23 protein-coding genes are annotated in these 19,928 nt (G+C 39.2%); 20 read left to right on the forward strand and 3 right to left on the reverse strand.

Annotated features, from left to right (window positions below; genetic code table 11):
• Nucleotides 1-30: 30 nt before the first annotated feature.
• Nucleotides 31-891, reverse strand: a complete 861-nt coding sequence (locus tag EEJ45_RS09725) for an alpha/beta fold hydrolase (protein ID WP_380017790.1) — start codon at nt 889-891, stop codon at nt 31-33.
• A 469-nt stretch (nt 892-1,360) separates the two neighbouring features.
• Here EEJ45_RS09725 and EEJ45_RS09730 point away from each other — a divergent pair, with 469 nt between their 5' ends.
• The 15 genes from EEJ45_RS09730 to EEJ45_RS09795 all read left to right on the forward strand — a co-directional run bounded on the left by EEJ45_RS09730 (nt 1,361) and on the right by EEJ45_RS09795 (nt 13,500).
• Nucleotides 1,361-1,822 carry a GNAT family N-acetyltransferase gene (locus EEJ45_RS09730; RefSeq protein WP_124564614.1) on the forward strand — a complete coding sequence of 154 codons (462 nt, stop codon included), beginning with the start codon at nt 1,361-1,363 and terminating at the stop codon, nt 1,820-1,822.
• A 19-nt stretch (nt 1,823-1,841) separates the two neighbouring features.
• Nucleotides 1,842-2,534, forward strand: a complete 693-nt coding sequence (locus EEJ45_RS09735) for an ABC transporter ATP-binding protein (RefSeq protein WP_124564615.1) — start codon at nt 1,842-1,844, stop codon at nt 2,532-2,534.
• A complete protein-coding gene (locus EEJ45_RS09740) occupies nt 2,524-3,822 on the forward strand; it encodes an ABC transporter permease (RefSeq protein WP_124564616.1) in 1,299 nt (432 codons plus the stop codon). The genes EEJ45_RS09735 and EEJ45_RS09740 overlap by 11 nt, the downstream gene beginning before the upstream one ends.
• Before the next feature lie 481 nt (nt 3,823-4,303).
• Nucleotides 4,304-4,471, forward strand: a complete 168-nt coding sequence (locus EEJ45_RS18390; protein WP_164464243.1) for a hypothetical protein — start codon at nt 4,304-4,306, stop codon at nt 4,469-4,471.
• Complete coding sequence (locus EEJ45_RS09745; RefSeq protein WP_124564617.1) at nt 4,468-4,782, forward strand: pilin; 315 nt, start codon at nt 4,468-4,470, stop codon at nt 4,780-4,782. Before EEJ45_RS18390 ends, EEJ45_RS09745 begins: the two co-directional genes overlap by 4 nt.
• Nucleotides 4,783-4,786: 4 nt before the next feature.
• Entirely contained in the window at nt 4,787-5,161 is a 375-nt protein-coding gene (locus tag EEJ45_RS09750) for a hypothetical protein (protein ID WP_124564618.1), read from the forward strand.
• Nucleotides 5,091-5,741: a hypothetical protein gene (locus tag EEJ45_RS09755; RefSeq protein ID WP_124564619.1), complete on the forward strand. Its 651-nt coding sequence runs from the start codon at nt 5,091-5,093 to the stop codon at nt 5,739-5,741. Before EEJ45_RS09750 ends, EEJ45_RS09755 begins: the two co-directional genes overlap by 71 nt.
• Nucleotides 5,707-7,512, forward strand: a complete 1,806-nt coding sequence (locus EEJ45_RS09760; protein ID WP_124564620.1) for a VirB4 family type IV secretion system protein — start codon at nt 5,707-5,709, stop codon at nt 7,510-7,512. Before EEJ45_RS09755 ends, EEJ45_RS09760 begins: the two co-directional genes overlap by 35 nt.
• Nucleotides 7,509-8,471 carry a bifunctional lytic transglycosylase/C40 family peptidase gene (locus EEJ45_RS09765; RefSeq protein ID WP_124564621.1) on the forward strand — a complete coding sequence of 321 codons (963 nt, stop codon included), beginning with the start codon at nt 7,509-7,511 and terminating at the stop codon, nt 8,469-8,471. The genes EEJ45_RS09760 and EEJ45_RS09765 overlap by 4 nt, the downstream gene beginning before the upstream one ends.
• Nucleotides 8,468-8,905, forward strand: coding sequence for a hypothetical protein (locus tag EEJ45_RS09770; protein WP_124564622.1), 438 nt, complete (start codon nt 8,468-8,470; stop codon nt 8,903-8,905). Before EEJ45_RS09765 ends, EEJ45_RS09770 begins: the two co-directional genes overlap by 4 nt.
• A 24-nt stretch (nt 8,906-8,929) precedes the next feature.
• Complete coding sequence (locus EEJ45_RS09775) at nt 8,930-9,772, forward strand: conjugal transfer protein TrbL family protein (protein WP_124564623.1); 843 nt, start codon at nt 8,930-8,932, stop codon at nt 9,770-9,772.
• Nucleotides 9,773-9,896: 124 nt separating this feature from the next.
• The gene (locus EEJ45_RS09780; protein WP_124564624.1) at nt 9,897-10,589 is read left to right on the forward strand and encodes an ABC transporter ATP-binding protein; all 693 of its coding nucleotides are present in this window, start codon (nt 9,897-9,899) and stop codon (nt 10,587-10,589) included.
• Nucleotides 10,582-11,781, forward strand: a complete 1,200-nt coding sequence (locus EEJ45_RS09785; protein ID WP_124564625.1) for an ABC transporter permease — start codon at nt 10,582-10,584, stop codon at nt 11,779-11,781. The genes EEJ45_RS09780 and EEJ45_RS09785 overlap by 8 nt, the downstream gene beginning before the upstream one ends.
• A gap of 244 nt (nt 11,782-12,025) precedes the next feature.
• Entirely contained in the window at nt 12,026-12,541 is a 516-nt protein-coding gene (locus EEJ45_RS09790; RefSeq protein WP_124564626.1) for a GNAT family N-acetyltransferase, read from the forward strand.
• A gap of 2 nt (nt 12,542-12,543) precedes the next feature.
• Nucleotides 12,544-13,500, forward strand: a complete 957-nt coding sequence (locus EEJ45_RS09795) for a thymidylate synthase (RefSeq protein WP_124564627.1) — start codon at nt 12,544-12,546, stop codon at nt 13,498-13,500.
• Between the two features lie 187 nt (nt 13,501-13,687).
• On the opposite strand, the gene EEJ45_RS19170 is transcribed toward EEJ45_RS09795, so the two are convergent.
• Entirely contained in the window at nt 13,688-13,840 is a 153-nt protein-coding gene (locus EEJ45_RS19170; RefSeq protein ID WP_465251909.1) for a hypothetical protein, read from the reverse strand.
• A gap of 385 nt (nt 13,841-14,225) precedes the next feature.
• Between EEJ45_RS19170 and EEJ45_RS09805 the strand changes: the two genes are divergently transcribed.
• Together EEJ45_RS09805 and EEJ45_RS09810 are read left to right on the forward strand one after the other, a co-directional pair.
• A complete protein-coding gene (locus EEJ45_RS09805; protein WP_124564629.1) occupies nt 14,226-14,753 on the forward strand; it encodes a dihydrofolate reductase family protein in 528 nt (175 codons plus the stop codon).
• Between the two features lie 44 nt (nt 14,754-14,797).
• Entirely contained in the window at nt 14,798-15,295 is a 498-nt protein-coding gene (locus EEJ45_RS09810; protein WP_124564630.1) for a dihydrofolate reductase, read from the forward strand.
• Nucleotides 15,296-15,406: 111 nt separating this feature from the next.
• On the opposite strand, the gene EEJ45_RS09815 is transcribed toward EEJ45_RS09810, so the two are convergent.
• On the reverse strand, nt 15,407-16,054 hold the full coding sequence (locus EEJ45_RS09815) for a 3D domain-containing protein (RefSeq protein ID WP_222928028.1): 648 nt from the start codon (nt 16,052-16,054) through the stop codon (nt 15,407-15,409).
• A gap of 345 nt (nt 16,055-16,399) precedes the next feature.
• Between EEJ45_RS09815 and EEJ45_RS09820 the strand changes: the two genes are divergently transcribed.
• From EEJ45_RS09820 to iadA, 3 genes are all read left to right on the forward strand, one after another.
• On the forward strand, nt 16,400-17,035 hold the full coding sequence (locus tag EEJ45_RS09820) for an FMN-dependent NADH-azoreductase (protein WP_124564631.1): 636 nt from the start codon (nt 16,400-16,402) through the stop codon (nt 17,033-17,035).
• A gap of 403 nt (nt 17,036-17,438) precedes the next feature.
• The gene (locus tag EEJ45_RS09825) at nt 17,439-18,149 is read left to right on the forward strand and encodes a lysophospholipid acyltransferase family protein (protein ID WP_124564632.1); all 711 of its coding nucleotides are present in this window, start codon (nt 17,439-17,441) and stop codon (nt 18,147-18,149) included.
• A 490-nt stretch (nt 18,150-18,639) separates the two neighbouring features.
• The gene (gene iadA, locus EEJ45_RS09830) at nt 18,640-19,812 is read left to right on the forward strand and encodes a beta-aspartyl-peptidase (protein WP_124564633.1); all 1,173 of its coding nucleotides are present in this window, start codon (nt 18,640-18,642) and stop codon (nt 19,810-19,812) included.
• Nucleotides 19,813-19,928 lie beyond the last annotated feature (116 nt).

Genomic DNA, 19,928 nt, shown 5'->3' on the forward strand with positions numbered 1-19,928 from the left:
ACAAAATAAAAAAGCCATCGTTTGGCTTTTTTATTTTGTATTTGGATACATTGCAAAAAACTCATCTATATAAGCAATGAATTCATCAGGTTTTTGACGAAATGGTGCATGAAAGCCTTCTTCAATAATGCGCAGCTCGCTGTTTGGAAGCAAGCGATCATATGTTTCGCCATCCTGCCATGGCACGCTGCTGTCTTTTCGCCCCCAAACAATGAGGGTTGGAACAGTAAGCTCTTTTGCGGGAATTTGCAGACGGCGGGAACGTTGTTTATGAAGCTCGATATGATGGGCATTATCGTTACGATTATTGCGAACCTGATTCAAATCATATGCTTTCATATCAGAAACAGTAGTAAGCTCGGTGCTGAGATTCGGTTTTTTACTGCCTTTTCCTGTAGTAAGTGTTTCGACTCCTGGTGCATCAGATAAAATCAGATGAGTTACCGCTTCTGGATAAAGGTAGCTTAAATTCATAACAATCTCACCGCCCATAGAGTGTCCAAGAGTTGAAAATTTCACGTACCCTAATTTAAACATAAGTTTATAATATATATTTGCTTGTGCAGGAAAGGAGTAGCGGAAGTCAATTGGCTTAGAAGATCTTCCAAACCCTAATATATCAACAGAAATAATGGTAAAACGCTTTGCCAAAGCGGGGTAAATTTTTTTGAAGCCGTCAGATGAGCCTCCGTAGCCATGAAGCATTAAAAGCGGCGGCTTGTCGTCCCCAATTTTCTTAAAGTAAATCGTTTGTCCATCAATGTCCATCATTTTCTCTTCTATCCTAAAGGTTTCCGGGGGTTGTTTGATGCTAGGAGTGGAAGGCGGTGTTTTACAGCCTACCATCAGTAAGAGACACAATCCAATCAACCATTTTTTCACAAACTTCACCTCGTGTACACAATATAATTAGCTACAGTTTAGCAGTAAAACAGGTATGTAAACAAATTTCAGGTTTTAAATGTTTCTTTTTTCTTAGACTGTGCTAAAGCCTAATGTTGATTATTTTCACTTGTTGATGGGAGTAAAGGGGTCGAGACTCCTGCGGACAAAATGAGTCAAAGGGAGACCCCGCAGGCGCATAGCGCTGAGGAGGTCCCTGACTCCCCGCGGAAAGCGAGCATCTGTAACGGAAATCAGCAGCAAGCTTTAACGGAGCCTTTCCTTAAGAAACTCTTAAGAAATTCCCTAAATAGATATTAAGATTTATCTCTTACACTACATACATGGTGTTGCTTTAAAAGTAACTTGATAGCGACGCGTGATACACAATTAATAATGTGCTGTTCTAGAAAGAGGTGTTTAGCAAAATATGGAGAATTAAAGATAGGTTGTCGAAAAAAGAAGGGAGAAATTATCTATGCAATTATCGCTGCAACCTATGACGAAAGAGACATTTCAAGTATTTTTACAGGAAGAAATTCAAAGCTACGCCCAAAGTATTGCCAAAAGCATGTTGTTGACGGAGGAGCAAGCTTTGCAGCGCTCGAAAGAACAAATCAATAAGTTATTACCAGATGGCCACCTGACAAAGCATCATTATTTATTTGATGTAGTGGGTGAAAAACAGGTTGGGAATGTATGGGTTTTTCTGGATCAAGAGAAAAAAAGAGCGTTTTTATACAACATTCGATTAGTAGAAGAAGAACGGGGAAAAGGTTATGGCCGCATGACCATGACTTTGCTAGAAGAATGGGTAAAAGAACAAGGTATGATGCATTTAGCGCTACATGTGTTTTCTTATAACACGGTTGCTCGTAATTTGTATGAAAGCCTTGGTTTTGAAGTAGCAAGTTTAAATATGTTAAAGACATTGTCGTAAATAGAAGGGAGTAGTATGCATGATTGAAATGAAACATATATCACATTCTTTTCGCATTGGAAGAAAAGGAAAAGAACAAATCATTTCTGTATTACGAGAGGTTTCGTTAACGATACATAAAGGTGAAGTTGTGACGATTGTCGGCAAAAGTGGATCGGGGAAATCGACCCTGCTAAATTTACTTTCCGGATTTATTTCTCCTGATACGGGTTCTATTCGCATTGACGGGACAGATGTGACGAAGTTTAATGAAAAGCAGTGGGCCAAGTTTCGTTTGGACCATTTTGGTTTTATCTTTCAAAATTTTCAGTTGATCCCTGGTTTAACCGCCTATGAAAATATTGAATTACCGCTTACATTAAAAGGGATGACAAATCGAAAGGAACGTGTAACCGAAATTTTAGAACGTGTCGGTTTGACGGAGGTACAAGATCATTTTCCAAACGAACTTTCAGGCGGACAGCAACAGCGTGTTAGTATTGCTCGTGCACTTGTGACAAAGCCATCTATCATTTTTGCAGATGAACCGACGGGCAGTTTGGACTCTGAAACGGAGAAAGAGATTTTAAAGCTCATTCGCGAGTTAAATGAAGAACAAGACATTACATTTGTCATGATTACTCATGATGAAGAAGTAGCGTCTATTGGACATCGCAAGTTGCATTTGGCTGACGGTCAGCTTGTAAAGGAGGGTGTTCTTCTTGAAGCTTAAAGATCAGTTAGCATTTGCCGGTAAAAATATGAAGAAAAACAAATTACGTTTATTTATGACGATTTTTGCGACAACTATTGGATGTGCTTTTTTAGTTGTGCTAGCATCCATCGGATTCGGGATTCAAAAGAGTGCCACACAGGAAATGCTTTCAACGCAAACCTTAACAGAAGTTAGTATACATGGTAAACAAGATGGTGGTACGTTTACGCAGGCAGATTTGGATGTATTACGAGCTACAGAAAATATAAAAGCAACTGTATTTAGAGAAGAATTTATGGGGGCAACAGAAGTGCAATGGGAAAGTCGTACTGGTTTTATGCCCGTTCGATTTTCGGATATGAAAGAAGAAAAAAAATCCAATCTCGAGCTTTCACAAGGAAGGCTGCCAGAAGCAGCAGATGAAGTAATTGTTGGATACAATTTTGGCAAAGCTTTATTAAGCGAAGAGGAACGAAAAGCGTTAGAAACTCCTATGTCAGAAAAGCCTGTACAGCCTGAGGGGTATACAGGTGAGTTGCTCAATAAAAGTTTTACTCTGACTATAAAGAATCCAAAAGAAGGTACTGAAGATAAAAAAGAATATAAGCTACGTGTTGTAGGGATAGGAAAAAAACCAGCCAAAGATTGGATGCAGGATGATGCAATCTTGTTACCTGATACAGCAAAAACTGATATTCTATCGTTTCTCCAAAGCAAAGGAGTTACAGAACAAGAGTTATTTATGCCGAACTATAAGCTGTATGCAACATCTGTGGATAAGGTGCAGGGCATTACGGAGAGCTTAAAGGAAAAGGGCTTTTATGTATACTCTGTCAGTGAAGAGCTGGATCAAATGAACCTGTATTTCACTATTTTTAAAATCGGTCTGATTTTTATTGGTACCATTGCTGTTTTAATTGCTTCTATCGGCATTTTCAATACAATGACAATGGCCGTTACTGAAAGAACGCAAGAAATTGGAATTATGAAGTCTTTGGGTGCTGATCCTGGTTTAATTCGTAGATTATTTTTAATGGAAAGTGCGTTTATCGGTATCGTTGGATCATTATTTGGTATTTTGATTGCGTATGCGGTAAGCTGGAGCGTGAATACACTTTTACCCATCGTGTTACGACAGCTCGGTGAAGCACAAGGAGAAATTGATTTTACGTTATCTTATATTCCAATGAGTCTTGTTTTAATTGCAGTAGGAATTAGTTTATTTGTTGCGCTGGTTTCCGGATTCCGTCCGGCCCTAAAGGCAACACGCATTAACGTACTGGCTGCGCTTCGCCGTGACTTATAGTAACTAACCGCCTCGTAACAGGAGGCGGTTTTTCTATTAGGCTGTTTTCGCAAACTTTGTTGCGATGTAACAAGTAGTCGGGAGTGGTTGATTTCCGCTCGGGGTTGCTCGCTTTCCGCGGGAGTCTCGCACCTTCCGCTCCAACCAACCTGAAACAAAGAAACCTATATGAAAATAACAATCTTTTAGAAATGAGCCTTCTATTATAAGCGTAAGAAAGAGGAAGGACAATTCGCTTAATATGTACAGTTTTATAAGATACGAACACTCGTTTGTTAAACATACCATACTTGCTTCTGTCTATTCGAATACAGTTAACATAATAATATTATTGAATAAAGATGTTACTAGTTTTCTATCATAGAAAGTTATGTCGAGATTTTACGAAAAGAAGCTGTGCTATAAAAGTTGTCTTTGTGGACTGACATGGATATACATAGAGGAAGAAAGGAAGATTTCTTATAAAGAAGGGTGAACACGCATGAAACAGGAGGAAACGAAAAAATTGAATGCGGAAATCCCAATTGAGCTGAAAAAACGGCTTGATGTGTATTGCAGTTTGCATGATCGCTTTATTTATCATGTTGTAGCCCGTGCTTTGGAGGAGTATTTGGATAAGCATACCCTGCCGAAAGGAGAACAGCAATGAATACGTATCTGCGTTTACTAGTGTTTATAGTTTTATTTTGTATTGCATTGGTTCCTCAGTCGGTATGGGCTGCAGATGATCCTACCACAATTGTAAAAAATGTTGCGAATGGTCTTATTAATTTCTTTATGGTGGTTGCTCCATCTATTGGAACAGCAGCTATTATGGCAATGGGTGTGATGTACACGATGTCCACTTCTTCTGGAAAAAAAGGGGAGTACAAAAAAGGAATGAAAGATACGTTGATTATTGTTGCTGTTGTGATGAGTGCTGGTGTCATTATGAAGTGGTTCTTAAGTTTACTTGGGTGACAGAATGGAAGAGAAACAAGAGTATACCATTCCTGGAAATGTAAATGGCCAATTTGAAGTGTTACCACATGTGACATTACGAGATTTACTTTGTTTTGTACCATCTCTCTTATTGGATATCCCAATATTTTTGATGCCAATCTCTATGTACATTAAAATTCCGATTATTACAATTACACTTATGGTTTCAGCCGTTCTTGTATATGTAAGACCCGTTCGGGAGAACATTCCGTTTTGGCATCATGCACGGGAGTGTTTACGTTTTTTTAATAGACAACGAGTGTATTACTATCGAAAGGAGAGTGTATATGTGGAAACGGTGGAAACAACGCGGAAAGGAAGAGAGCGTCCAAAATCTCATTCCGGTTCGGGCGCTTGATGGGGGCGTTATTGTAACTGAGGATTTTCGTCTTGTTCAACTCCTTCGCGTTTCTTCTTTCAACTTAGATTTAATGAGTCATCGTGAATTAAATGAGACCATGCAAAAGTATGAGTTGTTTTTAAGGAGTTTATCATTTCCTCTGCAAACAGCCATTGTTTCACAGCCAGTGGATATGGGAGGATATATTAAATCACTAGAAGGTAAACAAGCTGAGAGTACAATCAAGCAGGAGTTATTACAGGGATATATCGCATATGCAAAGGGAATGGAAACGAGTGCAGCTATTATTCAAAGACAGCGCTACGTAATGATGAGCGAATGCATAGAGGGTACAACGAAGGAGTGCTATGAGAAGGGGATGCTTGTACTTGAGCAAAAGAAAAAGCATGTGAAGACGGGCTTAGAAGAGATAGGTCTTATGGCACGAGAAGCCAATGACTTAGAAATTGCAAGATATCTTCATACCTTGTTTAATTACGAAGGGTCACAGCACAGTCCGATTGAACATATCTTTCATCCGTATACAACAGGGGGGAGCACATATGGTTTTTTCGGGCAAGAAGTTGTCAGAGCTTGAGTTATATATAGGAACATGCACAGATTTAAAAAATAAAATCGCGCCTGGGGTTGCTGAAGAGCAACGGGATTATATTATACTTGGCAACAATTATGCACGCACTTTACTTGTTGTTGATTACCCTGGAAGTGTTCGTGGCAATTGGCTTACCAAATTATATCGCTTTTCAGGAAATATGAATATTAGTACACATATTGTACCAATTGCCAGCGATAAGATGATTCGTCATTTAAATCAATCTATAGAAGAGTATGAAGCAAGGCTGGATCAACCACTTTCCCCAGTTCGGCGTAAGGAAACGGAAAAGAAGAAGACAAGCGCAGAACATATGCTGGATATATTACTTGCACATAATCATAAAACGATTTTCCTCGTGCATACATATATCCACTTGCAGGCGATGAGTTTGGAAGAGCTAGAGCGATTGACAGAGCGGCTGCAGAGCATCATTTGGCAAACAGGTCTTTCAGTAGCACCGGCTAGAGACAATATGATGCATGCGTTTAAAAGCGTACTCCCAATTTGTGACATTACTTTGCCACATTATACACATCAAAATATGCATGCCGCAGCCGTTTCTTCTATGCTTCCTTTTGATGAGAGCGAATTATTTATGCAAAGCGGTATCATTATGGGGCAAAACATGCATACCGATAACGTTGTGTTAGTTGATATGAATGATAAAAAAATGTTTCCGTCTCGGAATATGCTTATTTTAGGGACGACAGGAATGGGCAAAAGCTTTTTCATGCAAAAGCATCTGCTGCGGCAATGGGTACTTGAGCGAGAAGATACCCGCTTTTTTCTTATTGATCCTGAACGTGAATTTGCGCGTGTTGTAAAACAAATTGGCGGTCAAGTTATTCGGCTTAGCAATAATACCGAGCATGTTATTAATCCGTTTCATATCTTACATGATATAACTGACGATGATATGCGTGGTAGTGTTTTATTTTTAAAGATGCAGCGATTAAAAATATTTTTTAAGCTTATTTACCCAAATATGAGTGTACTCGAAAGTGCACTTTTGGAGAGAGCTTTGTTTGCTGTGTATAAACAATATGATATTACTGAACATACGCGGTTTGCAGGAAGGAATGCTAAGGATTTTCCAACGCTGAGCGACCTGTATCATCATATTGGAGAAGGGTATGAGCGCTTGCGGGATTTTCGGGAAATTTTACGAACGTATACAGAAGGAACGAACGCCAAGCTTTTTAATGGTGCAACGAACGTTAACTTGCATAATTCGCTGATTTGTTTTGACATTCGTGATTTGCAACAGGACGGCGATAGTCAACCGGTTGTCATGTTTCACGTATTGTCGTTTTTATGGGAGGAAATTACCCGTGATACGACAACACCTAAAAAGCTGTATGTAGATGAAGCACATTTGCTGATGCGCAGTGAGAAAAGTGCGTTATTTTTACTAGATGTATATAAACGTATCCGTAAATATGAAGGAGAAGCTATCGTTGCTTCGCAGCAACCGATTGATTTTCTAGGTGCAGCAGCCGGAAAGGCAATTTTAAACAACAGCATTGGTATGCTGCTCTTAGGACTACAAGATAATGATATCCGTGATTTAAAAGAGCATGATGTACTGCCGCTTTCGGAAGAAGAGGAAGCGATTATTGGTCGGCGGAAACAAGGAGAAGGCATTTATGTTGCCGGCAATCATCGTGTGTACATGAGAGTTGATGTCACACCGGAAGAGCTACGTGTCATAGATCCGCAACAATATGCAGAACGGTTTGGGAGTCATGCATGATTAAGGGTTTTATTGTTTTGAAATACTGGAAAGAACTATTGGTAGGTGGGATTTTCACTTGTATGCTTGGCTTTATTTTACTGTTTGGCGGTAGCGAACTATCGGAACATAAGCCACAGACAACCAGTGTGTCGGTATGGGAACCGGTGATGCGAAGTGCTGTACAAGATGCCGGACTTGAAGAACAACATGTAGCTATATTACTTGCGATTATGATACAAGAAAGCGGCGGAAAATTGGCAGATATTATGCAAAGCAGTGAATCAGCCGGTTTACCTCCCGGCGCCATAACTGACCCTGAGGTGAGCATTCGGCAAGGGGTAAAGCATTGGAAAAGTATGCTTGATACAGCTCAAAAGCTTGGTATTACAGACCTTGCCACTATCATACAAAGCTACAACTACGGACCGGGTTGGCTTTATTATGTGAAGGAACAGGGCCGTATTGGTACGGAAGAGTTACGCAAGCATTTTTCCCTATCACATGCCACATCAGCGAGCTGTGGCTGGCGGACACCTCATTGTTATGGCGATTATACGTATGCTAAAAAGGTTATGCAATATTTGCAAGGGCCGGGAGACACATTTCAAGCAGTGATGGCAGAAGCGCTCAAATATAAAGGCTGGCCTTATAGCTGGGGAGGTGCAACACCGGATACGAGCTTTGATTGTAGCGGTCTTACAAAATGGGCCTTTGCGGCGGCTGGCATTTATTTGCCACGAACAGCACAAGAGCAATTTCAATATACAAAACGTATTTCCGAACAGGAGCTTAGGCCGGGAGATTTGGTATTCTTTACTGGTACAAGCGACCATGCGTTTATCAGTCATGTCGGTATTTACGTAGGCAACGGTATGATGTATAACAGCAATAGCGAGGGCGTAGAATATAGTGATTTACATAAAGCGGTTTGGCGTGAAAAAATCTACGCGTACGGAAGGGCAGGGGGAAAGCAGTGAGATGGCTTACATGGTTAATTTTCACTGTACCACTCATTTGTATTATATCCGCTTGGGTCTCTTATCTTTACCTAAATGAAGAGAAAGTGGCTGTAAAACAAATACCAAGTATAGAAGACACGGCTCGCTTATTCAGTGAAGCTTTGTACAATAAAGATTATAAAACGTTATCTACCTATGGAACGGAGCGAGCGGTTGCTTCTGTAACACCGCCGGGAGAAGTGAAAAAAGAGGCTAATGTACACATTCATAATATTTCTGTTTTTATCAGTAAGCAGCGAGAAGGAGCGACAAAAAGTATTGCAGTGGTGGAGCGTACGATTGAAGTAAAAGGCAAATCTATTGATACAACCCATTATTTGGAGTTATCTATGCGCAAGGAGAAGGTGTGGCTAGTAGATGAGGTACGCATAATCGCTGATATTCCAAAGTAAAAAGCAATTGTAAAGGGGCAGGCAATGATGCTGAAAAGTCCAATTGAATATATAAAGGAACTATTACATGAATTGATGAATGATATTGCGAATGCTGCCTTTAGTTGGTTGAAAATCTATTTGTTCGCTCCGACAGATCTATCAAAATATACGTATGTATCAGAGGCGTATGATATCATCTTTATGATTTCTGTTACACTTGGCGGTGTATTTTTCACATTCAATATGTTCAAGCTTATCATTGAGAAGGTAGGCGGCTACAGTCAAAGAGGGGTACAAACCATTATCGTGCGTACTTTTTTAGGAGGCGTGTTAGCTGTATTGGCACCGTTTATTTTGCAAGAAGTATTGCTGCCGTTTAATAATGCAATTGTACAAATTTTTTTAGATAAAGGTGTTACGATTGATGCCTTTTCCAAATTTGTTGGCGTGCCTGGTACTGTATCAACGGCGATTTTATTTTCGGGCTTAGCGATGGCGATTATTTTCTTACTGCTAGCTATTCAGTATATTATTCGTACGGTGGAATTACTCATTATATTAATTATGAGCCCATTGGCAGCTTGGTCAATTGTCAATGAAGATATGAATATATGGAGCGTATGGTGGCGAGAAACCATTGCGACCATCTTTACACAAAGCTTACAAATGATGACGCTTTGGCTTGCGCTTAATACAATTGGAGATGCAGCAGATTTAAAAGATTTTATTATAGGATTTGGTTTCATGTTTTTTTGTTTAACTGGTCCCAGCTTTTTACGGAAGTTTCTATATAGCACAGGTGCCGGACAAAAAGCTGTCGGTGTGCTGGGAGGCGCCGGTAAATCAGTTTTGGTACGATATGTAACAACCAAACTAGTGAAATAAAAAGAGTGGCGTAAGTCATTCTTTTTTATTTTGTCTTTTTATTATAAATATTTATAAAATTATAAGGTTCATATAGTCTTTATGCTATAATGAAGTGGTAAAATCATCCAAAGGGGAGATGTATATGCTTGAGGTACATATTCGCTCTGCTGGCTACAAGGAAGCAGAGACAATCATTACAAATGTAGATTTCTCCGTACAAGCAGGAGAATTAGTCGCGTTAATAGGTGCAAATGGTGCTGGAAAAAGTACAACCATTAAAGGGATTTTAGGTATGCTCCCACATATGGATGGAGAAGTTACAGTGAGTAACTATGCCTATGTTCCAGAGCAGCCTGTATACTACGATTATCTTACATTATGGGAGCATATGGAATTGCTTGCCGCTACAAAGGAATTGTCAGAGACGTGGAAGGATGAGGCATTAAAACTTTTGCATGTATTTCAAATGGAAGAAAGTCAACATGAATACTTGGGACAGTTTTCAAAAGGCATGAAGCAAAAAGCAATGCTAATGCTTGCTTTTTTAGCAAAACCTTCTATATATATTGTGGATGAGCCATTTATCGGACTTGATCCGACAGCGGTACGAGATTTTCTAAAGTTACTTGAAAAAGAGCGGAAAAGAGGCGCAGGCGTGTTGCTTTGTACCCATGTACTTGATACAGCAGAACGAATCTGCGAACGCTTTTTATTGGTTTCCAAAGGTACATTGCTTGCAAGTGGTGACATAACCGCAATTCAACAGGCAGCAGATAAACCGGGAGAATCCTTATTAGAATGCTTTGATAGCATTGTGAGGAGGAACTATGCGTAATCTGTTTTATCAGCGACTGTTATACGAGTGGAGGCAAAAATGGAAGGTGCTTCGCTCAGTGGTGGACTGGACGATTGCTTTGTATTTTGTAGTGCCAGTTCTAGTGTTTGCCGGTATCTATCATGCATCATTATGGGATCAAACACCAACATGGGTTCATACAATTCCACTTCCTATTCTATGCGTGCCCGTATTATCGCTGTTATCTCTCGGCGGTGTGCGCTCCTTTTTAGAAGCGGCGGACAGTCTATTTTTAATACAGTCGCCTCATTTGCAATCAGTAGTCAAAAAGGGGATAGGGTACACATTTTTAACAGTGGCTATTTGGATGACCGTTTTCACGTTGTATGGACTGCCATTACTGCAAAATGGCTATGAACTTAGTGTACAGCAGGTGATGGGGATATGGCTTTTTATGGTGTATATGACAATATTGCAGCGTTGTCTTCAAGATCTTATCTACTCAGATCTATGGTGGGAACGCTTGCTTTACGGATTTGTAACACGAGTGGTCATCATTTTGTTAACAAGTGGTGGCGTATGGCTTCTCTTACATAAACCTGTGTTTCTTTTGTTTTATAGCATACTACTCATTATCATCTGGAGATGTTTACAGCTAAAACTGCGTTATCGCTTTGCTTTTTTAAGAGAGGTAGAGCGAGAGCAAAAAGAAGCAATGAAATGGACGTCTACTGTGATGATTGGTGGTGGACATCTGCCAAAGCCCGTCGAGACTAAAAAGCCTCGTATTTTTCCGCAATCTAAGCGGTTGTTACGAACAAGAAATAAAGAGTGGAAGATTGCTGAGTTATTCTGTAAAGAGTATGCGCGTACAGATACAAATCGCCAATTTTATTTCATGACGATGTCGTATAGTGCACTATCTCTATGGATAACGCCTTGGTGGATTGCTTCTATTGTAATAGCGTTTGCGTCTTTTGCGTTATTTAAGCAATCAGGAGAACAATGGAAAGTGTTTAAAGATAAGCCAATGATTCGTTTATATTGCGCTGAAGGAGAAGTTCTGCTAATGGCTGCACCACGTCTGCTTGTATTAGTGCCGGCACTTATGTTATACATGATTGCGATTGTTGCTGTTACATATATATGGGTAGCTCTTGCGTTAGTTATTCTTCTCGTAGTCTTATGTATTCCATATGTATTTTTTGCAAGCAAACAAAAAGGGAATTGACAGCAACTCCCTTTTAATCAGTAATGCTTTCATATACGAAAAAAGCTAATACCGCAAAGCTAGTAATAAAAAATAGTGTATCAATACTCAGTATAATCACTCCTTTTACTATTAGAATACCCATTTTTTCTAAATTTTATGATATTTTAAGTTTATATCAAAGCGAAAATTTCTTAAAGATGTAATAAACAAACAGAAGCTAAGATGATAAAATAGGTAGAAATGACTGAACTAGGGGGCGGATATGAGAATTCGAGAAGCACTTTTACATGATGCTATGCAAATTGTAGCAATTAAACAAGAAATTATTACAACAACCTCCTTTTTTGTATCCGCGCCGGAAGAAATACCAAAAGATGTACAACGAGAGAAACTAAGAATTGAGGAATCAAAAATAAAGGGGAATTTGATATTAGTTGCCGAAGTAAATGAAGAAGTAGTAGGATTTTTGGAATTCAAACGAAATCCGATGCAACGCCTCAATCATACGGGGTCATTCGGTATGGGGATTCAGAAGGAGCATCGCGGCGTTGGCATAGGAACAAGTATGCTTGCCTATCTTATTGCATGGGCATTGGTACAAGAAGGATTAGAAAAAATATGCCTAGGCGTACTATCTAACAATGAACGGGCACTGCACGTATATCACAAGCTTGGTTTTCAGGAAGAAGGTCGCCAACGCAAACAAGTGCGTTTTGAAGACGGTACATATGCCGACGATATTTGGATGGCACTTCATCTTGAGAAGAGGAGGAAATAAACATGAGTAAAAACGAACGTACATATTTAGATTTATGTGAGTATGTTTTAAAGCATGGAACGAATAAAGAAGATCGTACAGGAACGGGAACTCGCTCTTTATTTGGATATCAAATGCGCTTTGATTTGAACGAGGGTTTTCCTTTATTAACAACGAAACGCATTCCATTTCGATTGATTGCAAGTGAACTGCTTTGGTTTATAAAGGGTGATACAAATATCCGCTATTTACTGCAGCACAACAATAATATATGGAATGAGTGGGCTTTTAAGAGATGGGTGGAAAGCTCTGATTATACAGGTCCTGATATGACAAATTTTGGACTTCGTGCGCAGATAGATGAAGCTTTTGCTGCACAATATGAAAAGCAAATGGTGTTTTTTAAAGAGAGCATTTTAACAGATGAAGCTTTTGCTAAAAAATATGGGGAGCTCGGAGATGTGTATGGCAAGCAATGGCGCGCTTGGACAACGTCCACTGGTGACACAATCGATCAGCTAAAAGACGTCATTGCAACAATTAAAGTCAATCCTGAATCTAGAAGACTTATTGTGTCTGCTTGGAATCCGGAAGATGTGCCAACTATGGCTCTTCCACCTTGTCATACATTGTTTCAATTTTACGTATCAGAGGGCAAGTTATCTTGTCAGCTCTATCAAAGAAGTGCAGATATTTTTCTTGGTATTCCTTTTAACATTGCTAGTTATGCTTTGCTTACACATCTGATTGCACATGAATGCGGTCTTGAAGTAGGAGAATTTATTCATACTCTTGGTGACGCGCATATTTATATCAATCACATTGAACAGATAGAGACACAGCTGCAGCGCGAACCTAAACCTTTACCAACGTTAAAATTAAATCCGGATAAACGCTCTGTATTTGACTTTGAGATGGATGATATTGTAGTGGAAGGGTATGAATCGCATCCGTCTATCAAAGCACCGGTTGCAGTATAAAGGTTTATGGAGCTCTACAATCCTTCTTGGCTAGGAACTTGCTCTATAATGCGGTAGGTATATCTGGCGCAAAAGCCATTATTATTTAGATAGCGCTAAGAAAAGCAAATAAATAATGTCAGCAAATAGGCTGAAACGCGCCAAGTACTGACTTTTAAATAAAGCGCACAGATTTTATCTGTGCGTTTTATTTGTTTTCATTTTGGTACAGCTTCAATATACTTTGTGCCTTTTCACATATATAAGATACCATTTCAGCAGGCTCTTCCACTATAGCATCGCTACCTAGTGAAAAAAAGAAGTCCCCTGTAAAACGGACTTCACTTGTTTCAATCATCATCTCCATATACCCTGCTTCGTTATCTGATGCTACATATTGCTCAAGCCAGGGATTGGTTAGACATTGCCGAATACCTTCTCTTGTAAGGTGCACTTTAAGTTTTATCGGTTCTTTTGTTTCTTAATTCGATAGCCATTCTCTGAGTGTCATATAAGTTCTTGGGTCTTCCTCTATGATCTCTATATCAAAAATTCGATCTATACGAAATAACGAAATGTTGTCTTAAGTAATACAGTTCTGTTAGTACCTATAGTTTTACACTTCTTAAGTTTTGAGAACCGCTACACATGGTACGTTCTCACCCTTCAAAAAATGTTTTTAGGATTGTGTTTTGTAGTAATTAGATCGTAAGATTATCTTACCACAAGCACAAGGAGGAATTGTAATGGAAGAGAAAAAAGTCGTATTGTATATTGCAGTTAGTGTGGATGGATATATCGCTGATGAGTTTGGTGGTATCGAATGGCTAGAAGAGGCAGCACAAAAAGGCGAAGGCGACAACGGATACAGTGTTTTTTACGAGACAGTTGATACGATTGTAATGGGAAATGCGACATATGAACAAGTCCTAGGATTTGATATTCCGTTTCCGTATGAAGGTAAACCTTCCTATGTATTTTCACGTACGAAAACAGGCAAAGATGAACATGTCGAATTTATTAACAGTGACCCTAAAACGTTCTTAGATCGCTTACAGGGAGATCGGCGTATTTGGTTGGTCGGAGGTGCAGGTGTGTTAAACGCTTTTATGAAATCGAACACGGTAGATGAATTACGTATTACGTATATTCCCATTTTACTTGGAAAAGGTATTCCTTTATTTCATGGCGGCTATGAAAAAACAAATTTACAACTTCAAAATGTGAAGACGTATAAGGAAATTGTGGAGTTACATTATAAGATAGAGAGGTAAACAAAGGTCCTCTTATGCTACAATGTAGAAAAGGGGGGGTGTATATGATTTCACTCATTGCAGCGATGGATCGCAATCGCTTAATTGGAACAAATAATGAACTGCCATGGCGATTGCCTGCGGATTTGGCTTATTTTAAACGTGTTACAATGGGACATCCCGTTATTATGGGACGTAAAACATATGAATCAATAGGTAGACCATTACCAGGGCGGGAAAATATAATTGTAACTCGTAACCCTGCATACAAAGCGGAAGGATGTGTTGTTGTGCATTCTTTAGACGAATTGCTGACGCGGTTTGCTTCTTCTGATAAAGAGGCCTTTGTTATCGGCGGAGCTGAACTTTATAAAGAGGCATTGTCTGTAGGAAACCGTCTATATATTACACATATTGAAGATGAATTCTCAGGAGACGCTTGGTTTCCTTGTATTGACGATTGGCAAGAAATATCTCGAGAGCCCGGAATACGTGACGAAAAAAATCCACATGCATATTATTTTTCGATTTATGAAAAAAAGAACCAAATTATTGGTTCTTAGGCTGATGACTTTGGCATCAGCCTGACACGTAGCATTATGCTGCGTGTGTTTTTTATTCGAAAAGATTAGCAAATCTTTTCATAAGCAAAGTATAGACTGCAAATAGAACACTTAAGGTCCTTCTTTAATAATACGTACTTCAATTGTTCGTACGCCCCATTGGCGCACCTTGTTTTTATCATGTATGAATACATCGATTTTGTTTCCTTTAATCGCACTGCCCGTATCCAGTGCTTTCGCATATCCATAGCCCTCAATCCAAACAGTGCTTCCAAGCGGAATAACCCTTGGGTCTACCGCAATTACTTTTGCGGTGGGATTGTCTGTTAAACTGAATCCAGTTTTGGTTAAGACTTTTCCGTTGTAAGTACCGCCGTTTTCAGCAGGATCTGCTGAATAGGCAGTTGCTCTTACTTGAATTGTGCGAGCCGCTGCCACTTCATCATTGCTTCGTGAAGGAACTGCAGCACCTGCTTCGGTCATCTTTTGTTCAGTTTCCTGCAATTTTTGTTGCGTTTGCTGTAACAGTGCATCCTTCTGCTGCACTGTTCTTTGCATTTGTTGTGTTTGTTGCTCCAGTTCTTTCACTTTCGTTTGGAGTGCTTCGTTCTTTGTTTGCATGTCTGTTTGCACTTCTTGGTGCTGCTGCTTTGCTTTCTGATATTGATTATGAACGCTTACTGTTGTTCCTCCGAACCCCGCTGCCACTAGAAGCGGTGGGATCATCTGAATCGACATAAATCGTTTTACAATACGCAATTAGCATCACCTTTTATTTAAATTTACGGGCTTTAACGTATTCTAATGATATTCGCTGTAACATAAAGGAACAAGTGAAGTCACCAAACTGTTATGTTGTTGTTAGTAAAGATACATAACTGTAATACAACAAAAGATTCTGAGTGTGAAGAAAGATGTAAATTGTCGGAAAATAGTGTCGCAAAAACAATTTGTTATATATGTGTAATAAAAATTAAAAGAAGATTGTTGACAGTTTGATTCTACTTTTATATACTTACTTATGTAATGTAAGTAAGTAATTTTTTTATAAACTATCTTTAATTAAAAATAATTTAAATCAAGTTATAAAGGAGAAAAAGAATCATGAAAAAAGTATTGTACATTACAGCTAATCCCAATACAGCAGAGGTATCATTCAGCAAAGCAGTAGGAGATGCGTTTATTGAAGCGTATCAAGCAAAAAATCCACAAGATGAAGTGATTGCAGTAGATTTGTTCCATACAAATGTACCAATGATTGATGGTGAAGTAATGGACGCTTGGGGTAAATTAGCTGCAGGTGTCGCATTTACAGATTTAACAGAATCACAACAACAAAAAATTGCGGCAATGAATGCAAACCTAGAACAATTTATGTCTGCAGATCGTTATGTTTTTGCAACACCAATGTGGAACTTTAGCTATCCGCCAGTTGTAAAAGCTTATATTGATAACTTGGCTGTTGCAGGTAAAACATTCAAATACACAGAAAATGGTCCAGTGGGTCTATTAGAAGGTAAAAAAGCGTTGCACATTCAAGCAACAGGCGGTATTTACTCTGAAGGACCAGCAGCAAGCATGGACTTTGGACGTAACCACTTACAAGCTGCACTTGCATTCTTTGGGGTAACAGATACAACATATCTACCTGTAGAAGGAATGGGAGCAGCACCAGATAAAGCTGGGGAAATTAAAGAAGCTGCAATTGCAGCAGCAAAAGAAGCTGCTGCGCAATTTTAATGAAACACTGTGTTAAAGTGTAAAGTTGATAATTGCCGCATTTTTGGGGTGGAGAGGATCCCTAGTTACTCGTCGAAAGAGAATTTTTGCATTGGAGATCAATAAAGAACTTTAACAGAGGCTAATGAAAAAAGAGGAGGTACCTATGAACTATGGGTACTTCCTCTTTTTTATGGAGAAAATGTGTAAGTTTCTTTTTTGTATAGAAATAGGAGCGGATGAAGAAATGTTATAAAGCTTGCTTAAGCGCCTTCGTTCTAAGTCAGGTCATTAATTTGCATCACTGTTGTATGTTATGAGTTGTTTTTGTAGCTTAAAAGGATGTGTTTCTCTTTTCTTGTTCTTCTTTTTCCGTCTATTGTCTTGTATAATGTAGACGAATGGATATGAGGAGGACTTATAAATGGTAAGAACTGTGTTTGCTGTGATTTATATCGTATTATTGGTACTGGGAACGTTGCCCCGCTTATTTCGTATGAAAAAGTTAGCCCCAACGTTATCGCCGGAAGAAAAAGATCGTCTTGTACATAAAACACCGGATTCATTTGGCAAAGGAATGATAAAGGCCTCCGGTTCTACTGTAGAGGTAAAAGGATTGGAACATGTGCCTGAACGCGCAGTCCTGGTTGTGTGTAATCATCAAAGCAACTTTGATATTCCAGTATTAATGGGATATCTAAACAAGCCAATCGGATTCATTTCTAAAGTGGAAATTAAGAAATTGCCAATTGTGTCTACTTGGATGGAACTAATGAATTGTGTATTTATGGATCGAAGCAATCGACGTCAGTCATTGCAGGCAATTAAAGACGGTATTGAGTTATTAAAAAATGGCCATTCGCTAGTTATCTTTCCTGAAGGGACAAGAAGTAAAGGAAAGGAAATGGGAGAATTTAAAACAGGGAGTTTTCATTTGGCTGTGAAGTCCGGTGTACCTATTTTACCTGTAACAGTGAATGGAACATATAATATATTAGAAGCAAATGATAATAAAATTAAACCTGCTCACGTTACGCTTACCATCTCAGAACCGATTTATGAAGAGCAGTATAAGGATATGGATTTAACAGAATTAGCGGCATATACACAACATATTATTGCGTCTAAACTATAAAAAGTCGACATTGTCGGCTTTTTTATTATAGGCTGTTTTTGCAAACTTTGTTGCGATGTAACAAGTAGTCGGGAGTGGTTGATTTCCGCTCGGGGTTGCTCGCTTTCCGCGGGGCGTGCGGTGAGCCTCCTCGGCTTACAGCCTGTGGGGTCTCACCTGACCCGCTGCTCCCGCAGGAGTCTCGTACCTTCCGCTCCAACCAAACCTATCTAAAAATAACAATCTTTTAGAAAAGAGCCTTATTATATGTAGAAAACCGTACATCTAGCATAAAAGCAATCGTACACGAACACACAAGGACGAATGTGTATGGTTCTAACTCAATGCACCCTTCTTTTAGGTACTCACCGTAGTCGTACGTCGTCTTTTCTAAAAATATTGGTTGTTTTCTGTATTCATATATAAACGAATGGAAAATACTCTTGAAACACGAGGTGTTCTAACCTAATATGAGTATCATACGAGATTGACTGGAAAAGAGGTTGAACACATGTTGACGGTTTTAAAAAATGGAGAAGTGTATGCGCCTCATTACATAGGAAAAAAAGATCTATTGTTGGCGGGAGAGCAAATTTGTTATATTGCGGACGAAATATTCATACCGGATAGCTTTGCTCCTATGCAAGTGATTGATGCAACAAACAAGTTGATTGTACCAGGATTTATTGATGCGCATGTACATATTATTGGTGGAGGTGGAGAGGGCGGTTTTAAAACAAGAACGCCAGAAATTATGTTAACTGATGCGACAACTGCAGGAGTCACCACCTTGGTTGGAGTTTTAGGAACAGACGGAACGACACGTTCTATGGAAAGTTTATTGGCTAAAGCTCGAGCGTTAGAAGAAGAAGGCATTACATGCTATATTCATACTGGTTCCTATCACATCCCTGTTCGGACACTAACGAATAAAATTCAGAACGATATTATTTTAATTGATAAGATTATTGGAGTTGGTGAAATTGCAATTGCAGATCACCGCTCTTCTCAGCCGACTGTTGAAGAACTAATTAAGGTGGCTGTCGCGGCTCGCAATGGCGGTATCTTATCAGGAAAAGCCGGCATACTTGAGATACATGTTGGTGATGGTGAAGACAAGCTTCAATTGCTAGAAACGATTGTAGAGCAAACGTCCATTCCCATAAGGCAGTTTCATCCTACACATATTAATAGAAATAAAGAGTTATTTGAAGCAGGTATTCGCTATGCATTGCGCGGAGGTTATGTTGACTTTACAACAAGCACAATTCCTCAGTTTCTAGAGGAGGGTGAAGTAAAATGTTCGCGAGGTCTTAAGTTGATGCTCGAAGCTGGTGTACCAATTGGAGCGATTACATTTTCTTCAGATGCACAAGCGAGTTTGCCCTCTTTTAGCAGCGATGGTGAATTTTTAGGGTTGCAGGTTGGACGTATATCCTCATTATTTAAAGCGGTGAGAGAGGCTGTATTAGAGGAGCAAATTCCTCTTGAAGTAGCGTTACAGACGATTACATCCACGCCGGCAACTGTATTAAAGCTATCACAAAAAGGTACAATCGCCAAAGGAAAGGATGCAGACATCGTACTTTTAGAAAAGGATACCCTAACCATACATACTGTGTTTGCTAAGGGAAACATGATGGTATTTGATGGTCAAGCCATCGTGAAAGGAACGTTTGAATAATAATTTTCAAATTTTTGTGAGAAAACATTACAATTCATTGACGAGTGCACGCTTTTTTGCCAAAATAAAAGAGTAAGAAGGGGTTTGTCTGAGAAGGCAGCCAACTTAAGGGGGAT

It is taken from the genome of Ectobacillus antri (assembly GCF_003852715.1).
Classification (GTDB): domain Bacteria; phylum Bacillota; class Bacilli; order Bacillales; family Bacillaceae_G; genus Ectobacillus; species Ectobacillus antri.

What these genes read in the sequence shown, in the direction of transcription:
- EEJ45_RS09730 (WP_124564614.1), top strand. Translation starts at nt 1,361, where the DNA reads ATGCAATTATCGCTGCAACCTATGACGAAAGAGACATTTCAAGTATTT.
- EEJ45_RS09735 (WP_124564615.1), top strand. Translation starts at nt 1,842, where the DNA reads ATGATTGAAATGAAACATATATCACATTCTTTTCGCATTGGAAGAAAA.
- EEJ45_RS18390 (WP_164464243.1), top strand. Translation starts at nt 4,304, where the DNA reads ATGAAACAGGAGGAAACGAAAAAATTGAATGCGGAAATCCCAATTGAG.
- EEJ45_RS09745 (WP_124564617.1), top strand. Translation starts at nt 4,468, where the DNA reads ATGAATACGTATCTGCGTTTACTAGTGTTTATAGTTTTATTTTGTATT.
- EEJ45_RS09750 (WP_124564618.1), top strand. Translation starts at nt 4,787, where the DNA reads ATGGAAGAGAAACAAGAGTATACCATTCCTGGAAATGTAAATGGCCAA.
- EEJ45_RS09755 (WP_124564619.1), top strand. Translation starts at nt 5,091, where the DNA reads ATGTGGAAACGGTGGAAACAACGCGGAAAGGAAGAGAGCGTCCAAAAT.
- EEJ45_RS09760 (WP_124564620.1), top strand. Translation starts at nt 5,707, where the DNA reads ATGGTTTTTTCGGGCAAGAAGTTGTCAGAGCTTGAGTTATATATAGGA.
- EEJ45_RS09765 (WP_124564621.1), top strand. Translation starts at nt 7,509, where the DNA reads ATGATTAAGGGTTTTATTGTTTTGAAATACTGGAAAGAACTATTGGTA.
- EEJ45_RS09775 (WP_124564623.1), top strand. Translation starts at nt 8,930, where the DNA reads ATGATGCTGAAAAGTCCAATTGAATATATAAAGGAACTATTACATGAA.
- EEJ45_RS09780 (WP_124564624.1), top strand. Translation starts at nt 9,897, where the DNA reads ATGCTTGAGGTACATATTCGCTCTGCTGGCTACAAGGAAGCAGAGACA.
- EEJ45_RS09785 (WP_124564625.1), top strand. Translation starts at nt 10,582, where the DNA reads ATGCGTAATCTGTTTTATCAGCGACTGTTATACGAGTGGAGGCAAAAA.
- EEJ45_RS09790 (WP_124564626.1), top strand. Translation starts at nt 12,026, where the DNA reads ATGAGAATTCGAGAAGCACTTTTACATGATGCTATGCAAATTGTAGCA.
- EEJ45_RS09795 (WP_124564627.1), top strand. Translation starts at nt 12,544, where the DNA reads ATGAGTAAAAACGAACGTACATATTTAGATTTATGTGAGTATGTTTTA.
- EEJ45_RS19170 (WP_465251909.1), bottom strand. Translation starts at nt 13,840, where the DNA reads ATGATGATTGAAACAAGTGAAGTCCGTTTTACAGGGGACTTCTTTTTT.
- EEJ45_RS09805 (WP_124564629.1), top strand. Translation starts at nt 14,226, where the DNA reads ATGGAAGAGAAAAAAGTCGTATTGTATATTGCAGTTAGTGTGGATGGA.
- EEJ45_RS09810 (WP_124564630.1), top strand. Translation starts at nt 14,798, where the DNA reads ATGATTTCACTCATTGCAGCGATGGATCGCAATCGCTTAATTGGAACA.
- EEJ45_RS09820 (WP_124564631.1), top strand. Translation starts at nt 16,400, where the DNA reads ATGAAAAAAGTATTGTACATTACAGCTAATCCCAATACAGCAGAGGTA.
- EEJ45_RS09825 (WP_124564632.1), top strand. Translation starts at nt 17,439, where the DNA reads ATGGTAAGAACTGTGTTTGCTGTGATTTATATCGTATTATTGGTACTG.
- iadA (WP_124564633.1), top strand. Translation starts at nt 18,640, where the DNA reads ATGTTGACGGTTTTAAAAAATGGAGAAGTGTATGCGCCTCATTACATA.